At 73.4% G+C, this 13,041-nt stretch carries 12 protein-coding genes and 1 tRNA gene; 7 read left to right on the forward strand and 6 right to left on the reverse strand.

The features are described 5' to 3' along the window. The first annotated feature begins 1 nt into the window (after position 1). The 6 genes from hypE to FHX40_RS10790 all read left to right on the forward strand — a co-directional run bounded on the left by hypE (position 2) and on the right by FHX40_RS10790 (position 5,456). A complete protein-coding gene (gene hypE / locus FHX40_RS10765) occupies positions 2 to 1,150 on the forward strand; it encodes a hydrogenase expression/formation protein HypE (protein WP_244941590.1) in 1,149 nt (382 codons plus the stop codon). Positions 1,151 to 1,177: 27 nt separating this feature from the next. Further along, a complete protein-coding gene (locus FHX40_RS10770) occupies positions 1,178 to 1,450 on the forward strand; it encodes a HypC/HybG/HupF family hydrogenase formation chaperone (protein WP_142259474.1) in 273 nt (90 codons plus the stop codon). 92 nt (positions 1,451 to 1,542) lie between these two features. After that, positions 1,543 to 2,676 carry a hydrogenase formation protein HypD gene (gene hypD / locus FHX40_RS10775; RefSeq protein WP_142259475.1) on the forward strand — a complete coding sequence of 378 codons (1,134 nt, stop codon included), beginning with the start codon at positions 1,543 to 1,545 and terminating at the stop codon, positions 2,674 to 2,676. Continuing rightward, entirely contained in the window at positions 2,673 to 3,446 is a 774-nt protein-coding gene (locus tag FHX40_RS10780) for a DUF6390 family protein (protein WP_142259476.1), read from the forward strand. The genes hypD and FHX40_RS10780 overlap by 4 nt, the downstream gene beginning before the upstream one ends. Before the next feature lie 49 nt (positions 3,447 to 3,495). Beyond that, positions 3,496 to 3,591: transfer RNA gene (locus FHX40_RS10785), tRNA-Sec, on the forward strand. 32 nt (positions 3,592 to 3,623) lie between these two features. After that, positions 3,624 to 5,456 (forward strand): selenocysteine-specific translation elongation factor, encoded by a 1,833-nt coding sequence (locus tag FHX40_RS10790; RefSeq protein ID WP_142259477.1) that lies wholly within the window; start codon positions 3,624 to 3,626, stop codon positions 5,454 to 5,456. Positions 5,457 to 6,078: 622 nt separating this feature from the next. Here the strand turns inward: FHX40_RS10790 and rraA are convergent. After that, on the reverse strand, positions 6,079 to 6,549 hold the full coding sequence (gene rraA / locus FHX40_RS10795) for a ribonuclease E activity regulator RraA (protein WP_142259478.1): 471 nt from the start codon (positions 6,547 to 6,549) through the stop codon (positions 6,079 to 6,081). A 113-nt stretch (positions 6,550 to 6,662) separates the two neighbouring features. Then, positions 6,663 to 7,586: an SDR family oxidoreductase gene (locus FHX40_RS10800; RefSeq protein WP_142259479.1), complete on the reverse strand. Its 924-nt coding sequence runs from the start codon at positions 7,584 to 7,586 to the stop codon at positions 6,663 to 6,665. A gap of 140 nt (positions 7,587 to 7,726) precedes the next feature. Here FHX40_RS10800 and FHX40_RS10805 point away from each other — a divergent pair, with 140 nt between their 5' ends. Continuing rightward, entirely contained in the window at positions 7,727 to 8,641 is a 915-nt protein-coding gene (locus FHX40_RS10805) for a PaaX family transcriptional regulator (RefSeq protein ID WP_211350231.1), read from the forward strand. 165 nt (positions 8,642 to 8,806) lie between these two features. On the opposite strand, the gene FHX40_RS10810 is transcribed toward FHX40_RS10805, so the two are convergent. Genes FHX40_RS10810 through FHX40_RS10825 form a run of 4 tightly spaced genes read right to left on the reverse strand, consistent with a single transcriptional unit; the run spans position 8,807 to position 12,805 of the window. Next, on the reverse strand, positions 8,807 to 9,265 hold the full coding sequence (locus FHX40_RS10810) for a MaoC family dehydratase (protein ID WP_142259480.1): 459 nt from the start codon (positions 9,263 to 9,265) through the stop codon (positions 8,807 to 8,809). Positions 9,266 to 9,301: 36 nt separating this feature from the next. Then, positions 9,302 to 10,975: an AMP-binding protein gene (locus FHX40_RS10815; protein ID WP_142259481.1), complete on the reverse strand. Its 1,674-nt coding sequence runs from the start codon at positions 10,973 to 10,975 to the stop codon at positions 9,302 to 9,304. A gap of 1 nt (position 10,976) precedes the next feature. Next, complete coding sequence (locus FHX40_RS10820) at positions 10,977 to 11,888, reverse strand: amidohydrolase family protein (protein WP_280525111.1); 912 nt, start codon at positions 11,886 to 11,888, stop codon at positions 10,977 to 10,979. Further along, positions 11,885 to 12,805, reverse strand: coding sequence for an SDR family NAD(P)-dependent oxidoreductase (locus FHX40_RS10825; protein ID WP_142259482.1), 921 nt, complete (start codon positions 12,803 to 12,805; stop codon positions 11,885 to 11,887). Before FHX40_RS10825 ends, FHX40_RS10820 begins: the two co-directional genes overlap by 4 nt. Positions 12,806 to 13,041: the final 236 nt, after the last annotated feature.

Below are 13,041 nucleotides of genomic sequence, written 5' to 3' on the forward strand. Positions count from 1 at the left end.
GGTGAGGCAGGACGTGGACGACAAGCACGCGAGCGGCACGAGCACGACGGGCGCCGCGAACGGGCGGCGCGGGCCGAGGTTCAGCGAGGACCAGGTGCTGGAGCGCATCGACGCCTTCCGGCGCCGCCGCCCCCGGCTGCACGAGGAGGTGGTCACCCTCGCCCACGGCGCGGGCGGCAAGGCCTCGGCCGCGCTCGTCGACGCGGTGTTCCTCGAGGCCTTCAGGGACGAGGAGCTGGACCGGCGCGGCGACGGCGCCGTGCTCGAGCTGCCCACCGGCGAACGCCTCGCGTTCAGCACCGACTCGTTCGTGGTGCACCCGCTGCGCTTCCCCGGCGGCTCCATCGGCCATCTCGCCGTGCACGGCACCGTCAACGACCTGACCATGATGGGCGCCCGCCCGCAGTGGATCTCCGCCGCGTTCGTCATCGAGGAGGGCCTGCCCGTCACCGACCTGCAGCGGATCGCCGCCGACATGGCCGAGGCGGCCCGCGCCGCCGGGGTGCGCATCGTCACCGGCGACACCAAGGTGGTCGCCTCCGGCGCCGCCGACGGCCTGTTCATCACCACCGCCGGCGTCGGCGTCATCCCGGCCGGCCGTACCCTCGCCGCCGACCGGGTACGGCCCGGTGACCGCGTGCTGCTGTCCGGCACCATGGGCGACCACGGCATGGCCGTGCTGCTCGCCCGCGGCGACCTGGGCATCGAGAGCGACATCGTCTCCGACACCGCCCCGGTCAACCACCTCGCCGAGGCCCTGCTCGAGGCCGCCCCGAACACCCGGTGGCTGCGCGACCCCACCCGCGGCGGCGTCGGCACCGTGTGCAACGAGCTCGCCCGCGACACCGGCCTGGGGGTGGTGCTCGAGGAGTCCCGGCTGCCCATCGCCCCCGACGTGGCGGGCGCCTGCGAGATGCTCGGCATCGACCCGCTCTACGTCGCCTGCGAGGGCCGCTTCCTCGCCGTCGTGCCCGCCGACGAGGCCGACGCCGCGCTCGCCGCGCTGCGCGCCCACCCGCTCGGCGCCGGGGCCGCGATCATCGGCGAGATCACCGAGCAGCCCGCCGCCACGGTGGCGCTGCGCACCGACTTCGGCGGCACCCGCATCGTGGACATGCTCGTCGGCGATCCGCTGCCGCGCATCTGCTAGCCGTACGCGAACACAAGGGGGCGTCACATGTGTCTGGGCATTCCCGGCCAGGTCGTCGAGATCGTCGACCCCGAGCAGCACCTGGCCAAGGTCGAGGTGAGCGGCGTGCGCCGCACGATCAGCGTGCGGCTCCTCGCCGACCAAGGGCTCGGCCCCGGCGACTGGGTGCTGGTGCACGTCGGCTTCGCCATGGCCAAGATCGATGAGGAGGAGGCCGCGCTCACCCTCGACGCCATGCGCAAACTCGGCCAGGCCTACCAGGACGAACTCGAGGCGTTCGACTCCACGGCGATCGTCTAGCGGCGACCCGAGGCCCGCGCCACCGCACCCCCCGACACCCGACCACCGCCCGGAGCCGATCCGCGGCGAACCCACGCACAAAGGAGATGCCGATGCGCTTCGTGGACGAGTTCCGCGACCCCGCGGCCGCGCGCGCCCTGGTGGCCGCCATCGCCGAGCTTGCGGGATCGGACCACTTCAAGTTCATGGAGGTGTGCGGCGGCCACACCCACACCATCTACCGGCACGGCATCGAGCACCTGCTGCCCGAGAACGTCGAGCTGGTGCACGGCCCCGGCTGCCCGGTCTGCGTCATCCCGATGGGCCGGGTCGACGACGCGCTGTGGCTCGCCGAACAGCCCGACGTCATCTTCACCACGTTCGGCGACATGATGCGCGTGCCCGGCAGCCGCGGCAGCCTGCTCGAGGCCAAGGCCCGCGGTGCCGACGTCCGCTTCGTCTACTCACCGCTCGACGCGCTGCGCATCGCCGTCGACAACCCCGGCAAGCAGGTGGTGTTCTTCGCCGTCGGGTTCGAGACCACCGCCCCGTCCACCGCCGTCACCCTGGTGCGCGCCCGCGACCTCGGGGTGAGGAACTTCTCGGTCTTCTGCAACCACGTCACGATCGTCCCGCCGATCAAGGCGATCCTCGAGTCGCCCGACCTGCGCCTGTCCGGCTTCCTCGGCCCCGGCCACGTCTCCACCGTCGTCGGCACCCGCCCCTACGAGTTCGTGCCCAAGGTGTACGGCAAGCCGCTCGTGGTCGCCGGGTTCGAGCCGCTCGACATCCTCGCCGCCGTCGCCATGCTGCTGCGGCAGATCCGCGAGGGACGCTGCGAGGTGGAGAACCAGTACGCGCGGGTGGTGCGCGACGAGGGCAACCCGCAGGCGCTGCGGCTGATGGCCGAGACCTTCGCGCTGCGGCCCCACTTCGAGTGGCGCGGCCTGGGGTTCATCTCGCAGAGCGCGCTCAGGCTCGCCCCCGCGTTCGCCGAGTTCGACGCCGAGCAGCGGTTCGACATGCCGGGCGTGCGGGTCGCCGACCCCAAGGCCTGCCAGTGCGGCGAGGTGCTCAAGGGCGTCATCAAGCCGTGGGAGTGCAAGGTGTTCGGCACCGCCTGCACCCCCGAGACCCCGATCGGCACCTGCATGGTCTCCCCGGAGGGCGCCTGCGCCGCCTACTACAACTACGGCCGCATGCACCGGGAGGCCGCCCAGCTCGTCGGGCGGGGCGGCGGGCGATGACCGCCGCCACCGGCTTCGCCGGGGAGCGGCTGTTCGCCCGCTACGCCTACGCCCCCAACGACCTGGGCTACTGCGGGCCCGCGCAGTCGCGCATCCTGCTCGAGTGCGGCGCGGGCGGCGGCGACCCGGCCCGGGTGCGCGAGGTCGCCCGCGCCTTCACCGGCGCCTGGCCGTACCTGCGGATCCTCGCCCGCCTGGCCGGGGCCGCCGACCCGCTCGACCCGCGCGTGGTCGACGCCTACTGGATCGGCGGCGGCCTCGGCGACCAGGTCGACGGGCGGGCGTTCGGCAAGGAGCTGCTCGCCGAGATCGGCGCCCAGGCCGGGCACTACTGGCGGCACCTCACCCCCGAGCTGGTGGAGGAGGCCGCGCCCAACCACTGCTTCCACGTGTTCGGCGTCTACCCCTGGTCGCGGCTGCTCGGCGCGGGCGCCGGCGACCACCCGCTGCGGGTGCTCGACGGCTGCCGCATCAACTGGGGCACCGTGCTGGAGCGGCCGGACGCCGGGCGGGTGAAGGTGCGCAGCCGCCGCCTGCTGTGGGACGGTACGCGGCTGTCGCTGTCCGAGCCGCGCGACGGCGAGGCCACCCTCGCCGTCGACGGGCACGCCTTCGTCCCCGACGTGCGGCCGGGGGACCGGGTCGCGCTGCACTGGGGCCTGGTCTCCGACCGGCTCACCGAGGAGCAGGCCGAGCGGCTGCGCCGTACCACGCTCGCCCAGCTCGAGGCCACCAACCGCCGCCTCGCCCGGGCCGCCGCCACCCCCTGAATCCCGCCGGCCGGGGTTTGATCCGCGCCCTCGGGAAAGAAGCGGGCCCGGAGGCGTCAGGGTTCCTGGTGGTCCCCTTGGTCTTCAAAACCAATGGGCGGCGCACCGCGTCGCCGGCGGGTTCGATTCCCGTACGCCTCCGCCACCGCACCACAGCGACCGGGGCCGGGGGCAGGCATGCAGGTGATCGCCACCGCGGGACACGTCGACCACGGCAAGTCCACGCTCGTGCGCGCGCTCACCGGCGTCGACCCGGACCGGTGGGCCGAGGAGCGGCGCCGGGGCATGACGATCGACCTCGGGTTCGCCTGGACCGGCCTGCCGTCGGGGGAGCGGGTGGCGTTCGTCGACGTGCCGGGGCACGTGCGGTTCGTCGGCAACATGCTCGCCGGGGTCGGGCCGGTGCCCGCGGTGATGTTCGTGCTCGCCGCCGACCAGGGCTGGCAGGCCCAGTCCCAGGAGCACTGGGAGGCGATCGAGGCGTTCGGGGTGAGGCACGGGCTGCTCGTGGTCACCCGCACCGACCTGATGGACCCCGAACCCGCCCTCGCCGAGGCCCGCGAGCACACCACCTGGCCCGCGGTCACCGTCAGCGGCCGCACCGGCGAGGGGCTGGACCGGCTGCGGCACGCGCTCGACCGGCTCGTCGCCGGCCTGCCGCCGCCGGACGTGCACGCCCCGGTGCGGCTGTGGATCGACCGGGCGTTCACCATCACCGGCGCGGGAACCGTCGTCACCGGCACCCTCGCCGCGGGCACGCTGCGCGCCGGTGACGTGCTCGACCTCGGCGGCGAGCGGGTGCGGGTCAAGGCGCTGCAGACCCTCGGCGAGCCGGCCGGCCGGGTCGAGGCGACCGCGCGCGTCGCGGTCAACCTGCGCGGCGTCGACCGCGACCGGGTGGCCCGCGGCATGACCCTGCTCACCCCCGGCGCCTGGGTGGAGACCGGCACCGTCGACGTACGGCACGGCGCGGGGGAGCGGCCGCCGCGCGAGGCGGTGCTGCACATCGGCTCGGCCGCGGTGCCGGTCCGCATCCGGCCGTTCGCGCCGGGCACCGCCCGGCTCACGCTCGCCCGGCCACTGCCGCTGCGGATCGGCGACCGGGCCCTGCTGCGCTGCCCGGGCCGCCCCATCGCCGGGGTGGTCGTGCTCGACGTGCACCCGCCCGTGCTGCGGCGCGGCGGGGCCGGGCGGCGGCGCGCCGCGCAGCTCGCCCCCTACGCGGCCGACCCGGACGGGCCGGGCGGGCCGCGGCTGCCGGACGCCGCCACGGTCCTGTCCTGGCGCGGGGTGGCGCGCCGCGCCGAGCTCGCCGCGAGCGGCTGCGACCTTGCCGGCCTGCAGGCGCCGGGCGCGGACGGCTGGCTCGCCGACCCGGAGCTGTGGGCGTGCCTCGCCGGGAGGCTCGGCGAGCTCGCCGCGGCCGAGCCCGGGCTGCCGGTCGACGCGGCGCGCGCCGCCCTCGGCCTGCCCTGCCGTGGGCTGGTCGAGGCGCTGGTGCGGGCCCGGCCGCCGCTGCGCGTGGAGGGCGGCCGCATCGTCGGCACCGGACTGCCCGCGCCGGTCGCCGCCGCGGTCGAGCGGCTGCGCCGCGAGCTCGCCGCCGCGCCGTACCGGGCGCCGGAGGCGGACGATCTGGCCCGGCTCGGCCTCGACGCCCGGGCGATCGCGCTCGCCGCCCGGGCCGGGCTGCTGCTGCGCCTGCGCGACGGGGTGGTGCTGCCCGCGGGCGCCGACACCGCGGCCGCGCGGCTGCTGGCCCGGCTGCCCCAGCCGTTCACCGCCGCCGAGGCCCGCACCGCGCTCGGCACCAGCCGCCGCGTGGTGATCCCGCTGCTGGAGCACCTCGACACCCTCGGCCTCACCCGCCGCCTCGACGACCGCCTCCGCGTCGTCGCCACCCCGGACACCTCCGCCGGGGACACGGCCCGGGACCCGGCCGCGGCCGGCGCCGCATCCCGGCGCGGTGCCCCAACGGCTTCCGGGACTGCCCGGCGAAGCCTGCCCTAGTGCTTGTGTCCGCACGTCAACACGCTCAGAGCGCGCCTTTTCCCAGGGGGCGGCTGGTTTCCCGTGGACAGGACGGCGAGCACCTTACGCGCGAGCGGGAGAACCGTTTCGAAACCAGCGGCGCTGGGATGCCCCATCGCCGACGGGCCCGGTCACCCCTGACGGTGAGCCGCCCCGGCAGACGTCCATCGGGGCCAGATCACGGAGCCGGGCGGCGGTCCGGCGACGACGGTACATCCGCGCATCTCCGTGCAGCGGACCGTGGCGAAGGTATACGGCGCGGCGAGCACGCTCTCTTGGTGTTCACATCCAGCCGGTGGGCCGGCCAGAAGGGAACAGCACTCGTTCGCCCACCGCAGCGACGTCACACGGGGACGCCGAGGACGGGGAGTCCGGATGCTCCGGCGGGTAGCACGGCAACCCGGGGTTCTCCGGGTTCAGCCCCGCCGAGCAACGTCTCGACCGTAGGGCCTGCCGGAGCAGGGCAAGGCGAACCGGAAGCATCGCGCCCGTGCCGGCGCGTCGTTCTCGGAGATCCCGTCGGCTTGCCGGCCTCCGACCGGATGGTCACCGGTGATGCGGCGGTCCCGGTGCTCCCCGCCGGCGGGCGTGGCCGGGGCCGTCAGGGGCGGCCGACGAGGATGCCGTCGTCGTCGCTGAACAGCTCCGCGCCGGGATGGAAGGTGACGCCGCCGAAGGTGACCGGCACGTCGCGTTCCCCGGCGCCGGTCTTGGCGCTCTTGCGCGGGTTGGAGCCGAGCGCCTTGATGCCGAGGTCGAGCCTGCGCAGCGCGGCCACGTCCCGCACCGCGCCGTTGATCACCACACCGGACCAGCCGTTCGCCACCGCCATGCCGGCGATCACGTCGCCCATGAGCGCGGTGTGCAGCGACCCGCCGCCGTCGACGACCAGCACCCGGCCCTCGCCCGGCTCCGACAGCACCGACCTGACCAGGGCGTTGTCCTGGAAGCAGCGCACCGTGACGATCCGGCCGCTGAACGCCGACCGCCCGCCGTACTGGCGCAGCTGCAGGTCACAGGAGTCGAGTTCGTCGCCGCGCTCGTCGTACAGGTCCGCCGTGGAAACGGTCATCTCCGGCCTCCCGTCGACCTCGTCCGTACCACCGCATCATAGGGACGGCGATCACCGGCGGCGTGGAGGGGTGGCCCGGCGGCCTCGCGGTACCGCCGGGCCGGGACACAGGGTCAGCGGTAGCCGGTGACGTCGGCGGGCTTGCCGGCCTGCTCCACCTCCACGATGTACCGCCAGGCGTCGGGACGGCTGCCGTCGAGGTCGGTGAAGCCGTACACCTGGGCGAGGCCGCCGCTGGAGAGCGACCTGCCGTTCCACCGGTGAACGTCGGGGTCGGCGGCGAGCGCGGCCACGGCGCGGCCGACGAAGCGGGGCGTCTCGGAGATGGCGAAGTGGGGCTCGCGCTCCAGGGCGTCCCGCCGGTTGTCCTCGGTGACGCCGACGTGCTCGAGCATGATCTCCGAGCGCAGCCGGCCCGGGGTGAGGCCCACCGCGGTCGCCCCGTGCTCGGCGACCTCCTTCGACAGGGCGAAGGCCATGCGGTTCACCGACACCTTCGCCAGGTCGTAGAAGAAGGAGTGCCGGTAGTTCTCCCGGTTGAACTCGGCGGTGCCGTCGGTGACCTCGACCACCAGCCCGCCCGGCCGCCTCAGCAGCAGCGGCAGCGCGACGTGGTTGGTGATGATGTGGGTGTCGATCGCCGGCCGCAGGATGCGCAGCCCGTTCTCCAGCGAGTGCTCCCACAGCTTCGAGTGCCACTCCCACAGCAGCTCGCCGCCCCAGATGTCGTTGACGAGCACGTCGAGCCGCCCCTGCTCCCGCTCGATGCGGTCCACCAGCGCCCGCACCTGGTCCGGCTCGAGGTGGTCGACCCGGACCGGGATCGCCTCGCCGCCGGCCGCGGCGACCAGCTCGGCGGTCTCCTCGATCGTCTCGGGCCGGTTCATCTCCGAGCGCCCGCCGCGCCAGGACCGGCCCGTGACGTAGACGGTCGCCCCCGCCGCCCCCAGCTCGATCGCGACGACCCGCCCCGCGCCGCGCGTGGCCCCCGCGACCAGCGCGACCCTACCCGCCGGCGGCCTGCCCGAAATCGCCATGCGGCGATCCTGGCAGGCGGCACCGACAATTCCGGCCCGCGGCCGCCGCGCCCTGCCGTACCGTCTCGAACTGGGATATTCGTTGATGTTCTACTAAAATGCGACGGCCGTTAGGAAACCGCACAAGGACAGGGGGCCGGGTGAGCGAGCGTGGCAGCGGCGCGCCACCGCGGGACGCCACCGACCAGGGCGCGCACGCCGCCGCGAACGCCGCATCGGCCGTCGGCGCCGCCGGTGCCGCACCGGCCCCGGCGCCCGCGCTGCGCCCGCAGGCGCTCATGCTCACCTTCTGCGCCCTCTACATGCTCGACCGATGCCACGCCGTCTACTCCGGCAGCCTCATCGAGGTGCTCGGCCGGGTGGGGGTGGGCGAGCACACCGCCCGATCCACCCTGTCCCGGATGAGCGCCCGCGGCCTGCTCGAACGGCACCGCTCGGGCAAACGGGTCTACTTCGCGCTCACCGACCAGGCCGTCGCCGTGCTGCAGGAGGGCGGCCGCCGGCTCGGCCGGGTGGTGAACCGGGAGTGGGACGGCGCCTGGACGCTGCTCGGCTTCTCGCTGCCCGAGTCCCGCCGCGCCGACCGGCACCTGTTGCGCAGCCGCCTCGCCTGGGCGGGCTTCGGCCCGCTGCAGAGCGGGCTGTGGATCGCCCCGCACCCGGTGGACGTGACCGAGCTGCTCGCCGGGCTCGACGTCGTCGACCACGTCAAGGCGTTCCGCGCGCACACGCTGCCGCCCACCGTGATCGACGAGATGATCAACGACGCCTGGGACCTGGAGCGGATCGGCGCCGGGTACCGGGCGTTCCTCGACCGCTGGGCGGCGGCCGGGACCGAGGCGGGCGGCGGCGACCCGCTGTCGGAGCTGCTGCTGATGTCCGCCGAGTGGCTGCTGCTCATCCGCCAGGACCCCCGCCTGCCGCTGCGGCACCTGCCGCCGGACTGGCCCGCCGTACCGGCCGAGCGCATGTTCCTCGCCCGCCGCGCGACCCTGATGGAGCGGGCCCGCCCCGTCGTCGACGCGCTGCTCGACCGGCTCCCGCTCGACCACTGACATCGCCCCCGACGGGTACGGTGACCCGCGTTCGGGCATGAAAAGGCCCCGGCCGCGACCACCCTCCGGGAGACGGTCGCGACCGGGGCCCGGCCCAGGCGAGACGGCTCGGCGAACCGAGCCCCCGCGGCGCCCCGGCACGGGCGGGACGCCGCGGGCCGCCGCTCAGAGGTAGTGCCGGACGATGATCGTGGCCACGCAGGCCGGCTTCTCGCTGCCCTCCACCTCGAAGGTGAGGGTCAGCTTCATCTGCACGCCGCCGGCGATCTCGGTGACCTCGTCGACCTGGGCGCCGCAGCGCAGCTTGCTGCCCACCGGCACGGGAGAGGGGAAACGCACCCGGTCGGTGCCGTAGTTGACCCCCATCGAGAAGCCCTCGATCTTGAGGATCTGGGGCAGGAAGTAGGGGGTCAGCGACAGGGTGAGGTACCCGTGCGCGATCGGGCCGCCGAACGGGCTCTGCTTGGCCCGCTCGGGGTCGACGTGGATCCACTGGTGGTCGCCGGTGGCGTCGGCGAAGAGGTTCACCCGCTCCTGGGTGATCTCCAGCCACTCGCTGTAGCCGACGTGCTTGCCGGCGAGCTCCTTGACGCCCTCAACGCCGACCGCGGTGGTGGCTGCCATGAACGTTCCTTTCCTTTCCGGGGGACACCTGGACGGTCAGCCCGCCTGGGAGCTCTTGGCGCGGTACTCCTCGACGGCCTTGCGCGCCCAGGTCAGATCGGACTTGCCGGAGGGGCTGCGCCGGATCTCCGGCACGAACACCACCTCGCGGGGCTTCTTGTAGTCGGCGAGGTTTTCGCCGACGTGCGCACGGATGTCGTCGGCGGTGAGCGTGGCGCCGGGCTTGAGCGCGACCACGGCGACGATCCGCTGCCCGAACCGCTCGTCGGGCATGCCCACCACGTTGGCGTCGGCGACGTCCGGGTGGGTGACGATGACGTTCTCCACCTCCTCGGCGAAGACCTTCTCGCCACCGGTGTTGATCACCCGGCCCTCCCGGCCGAGCAGGGTGAGCGTCCCGTCGGCCTCGAGGATCGCCATGTCGCCCGGCACGCAGTACCGCTTGCCGTCGATGTACTTGTAGACCTCGGCGGTCTTGGCCGGGTCACCCAGGTAGCCGGAGCCCTCCTGGGCGGGCGCGGCGAGGTAGCCGATCTCGCCGGAGCCGGGCACCACGTCCTTGCCGTCCTTGGTGACCACCCGCGCGCCGGGGAACAGCACGAACTTGGAGCTCATCTGCTCCTGGCCGCGCCGGGTGAACCCGATGGCGAACGGGCCGCCCTCCGAGGCCGCGATCGTGTCCTGCAGCACGATGTCCATGTGGTGCAGCAGGCGCTTCTTGACCTCGGGGGTCCAGGCGACACCCACGCTGAAGATCCGCAGCATCGAGCTCATGTCGGCCGGGCTGCCGGAGGCCTCCGCCGCGTCGAGCGCGTCGGCCAGCGGGCGGGCGAACGCGTCGCCGACCAGGCAGATGTCGGTCACCCGGTACTTGGGGACGAGCTCGAGGATGTGCTTGGGGTCGTAGGACCGGCTCGGCAGGAAGACCACCGTACCGGAGGCGAGCATCGCGCCGAACGCGCTGTACAGGCCGGCGGCGTGCATGAGCGGGGGAGCCACCAGCATGATCGGACGGCGCGGGTGCTCGAGGTTCTCGCGCGCGAGCTTGGGCATCTCCGCGAGGTCCTCGGGGACCTCCCGGTCGAGCAGCTTGAGACCGTTGGTCTCCACCACACCGATCAGCCACTGGTGGTTGTTCCGCACGCCCTTGGGGCGACCGGTGGTGCCGCCGGTGTACAGCAGCCACTCGTCCTCGCCCGAGCGCTCGATGCGCGGCATCGGCTCGGCCGACGCCACCGCCTCGTGGTAGTCGCGGACGTCGACGCCCTCCCAGCGGGACGGGTCGTCGCCGGTCACCCCGGACTGGTCGGTGACGAGGCGCAGCATGCGGAGCCCGGGCAGCTCCTTGGCGACCGCGCTCATCCGGTCGTCGAGGGCGGCGTCGAAGATCACACCGTCGGCCTTCGCGTCGGTGAGGATCTCCAGCAGCTCACGCTCGCGGTAGCGGTAGTTGAGGTTCACGGGGACGGCCCGCAGCTTCATCAGCGCGTAGACCGCCTCCATGTACTCGAACCCGTTGTAGAGCGCGATGCACACGCGCGAACCCTGGCCGATGCCGCGATCCGCGAGGTGCTGGGCGAGCCGGGCCGAGCGCTCGTCGTACTCCTTCCAGGTGAGCGTCCGGTCACGGTGCGCGATCGCGGGCTTGTCGGCCATAACGTCGGCCACGATCTCGAGGAGCGTGGCGAGGTTCTCGTTGGGGGACGCCATCTCAGCCCTCTCCTGTCAGGCCGAACAGCCGGGCGGCGTTCTCCTTCAGGATGAGCGGCCGTACGTCGGGCCGAATGTCGATCTTCTCGAAGTCCGCCAACCAGCGGTCCGGCGTGATCACGGGGTAGTCCGAACCGAACAGTACCTTGCGCTTGAGCAAGGTGTTGGCGTATTGGACAAGCAGTGGCGAGAAGTACTTCGGGGACCAACCGGACAGGTCGATGTAGACCTGCGGCTTGTGCAGCGCCACCGACAGCGCCTCCTCCTGCCAGGGGAAGGAGGGGTGCGCCATGATGATCGGCATGTCGGGGAAGTCGACCGCGACGTCGTCGAGGTACATCGGGTTGGAGTACTTCAGGCGGATGCCGCCCCCGCCCCGGGTACCGGCGCCCACCCCGGTGTGGCCGGTGTGGAACAGCGCGACGCAGCCGTGCTCGGCGATCACCTCGTACAGCGGGTAGGCCGCGCGGTCGTTGGGGTAGAACTCCTGCGCGTTCGGGTGGAACTTGAAGCCGCGCACGCCGTACTCGGTGATGAGGCGGCGGGCCCACTCCACGCCGGCCCTGCCGCGCGCCGGGTCGACGCTGGCGAACGGGATGAGCACGTCGGGGTGCTCGGCCGCGAGCTCGGCGATCTCCTCGTTGCTCGGCTGGTGGTCGTTGTTCGGGTCGCGGATGTTGTCCACGCCGAACACCACGGCGGCCATCTTCCGCTCACGGTAGTACGCCGCGACCTCGTGGACGGTGGACGCCATGCTCTCGGTCTTGAAGTAGGCGGCCATGTCCTTGAGGCGCTCCTCGACCTCCGCCTTGCCGCGGCGCACCGAGGCGTGCACGTGGACGTGCACGTCGATCGCGGTGAGCTCCTCGGCGTTCATGCGGGCGGCCGTGGTGCCCTTCTCCTCGCCGCTCACTTACCCGCCCCCGGCTTCTGCCCCGGGACCTCCAGCGGCTCGGGACGGTACTCCTGGAGCCGCGGCGTGAACACCGAGGGGAAGATCTCGGCGATCGCCTCGGCGCTCCAGCCGCCCTCGCGGACGGCGCTGACCACCTCGGACGGGTGGGACCACAGCGCGATGCGGTCACCGCCGACGCCGATCGCCTGGCCGGTGACGTGCGCGGCGGCGTCGGAGGCGAGGTAGACGACGAGGCCGGCCGCGTCCTCCGGGGTGCCCAGGCCGCGGAGCCGGACGTCGCGCGGCACCGGGGCGCCCTTCTCGACCTCCTCGACGAGCTGGCCGAGGCCGGGGATGGTGGCGACCATCCGGGTCAGCGCGGTGGGGATGATCGCGTTGACCGTGACGTTGGCCTTGGCGCACTCGACCGCCCAGGTACGCGCCATGCCGACGATCGCGGCCTTCGCCGCGGAGTAGGCGGTCTGGCCGAAGCTGGCCCGCTGGCCCGCGGGGGAGCCGACGAGGATGAGCCGGCCGCCCTCACCCTGCTCGCGGAAGCGGAGGAACGCCGCCCGGCCGCAGGTGAACGTGCCGCGCAGGTGGGTGCGCAGCACCAGGTCGAAGTCCTCGTCGGTGACGTTGCGCAGCGTGCGGTCGCGCAGCACGCCGGCGTTGGTGACCATGATGTCGAGCCGGCCGAACTCGTTCACCGCCCGGTCGACGAGGGCCTGCGCGGTCTCGGTCTCACCGACCGGGCCCACCTCGGCGACGGCCTTGCCGCCGTTCTTGGTGATCTCAGCGACGGTCTCCTCGGCGACGTCCGCGTCGATGTCGTTCACCACCACGGCCGCACCCGCGGCGGCAAGCGCCTTGGCGTACGCGCGTCCCAGGCCCCGTCCGGCCCCGGTGACGACCGCCACCTTGTTCTCGAGCATGCGTCCTTACACCCTTCACTCTCTCGGCTGTCGGCAAAGTTAGCCACATTCATGACGGCCGTCAACATTTTGCTTCATGACTTCGCCTGGGCCGGAGCCGGGTTCGGCCGGCGTGCGACGGCCCGGTGACCGGCGGAAACGCGACATGACACGGGGCCGTGGTACGGCGGGCCGGGCGCGGCGGCGCCACGGGGGGCTCCGGATGCCCGGTGCGCGAGGCGAACGGGCATGCACAT

The sequence above is a fragment of the Thermopolyspora flexuosa genome, assembly GCF_006716785.1.
Lineage (GTDB): Bacteria > Actinomycetota > Actinomycetes > Streptosporangiales > Streptosporangiaceae > Thermopolyspora > Thermopolyspora flexuosa.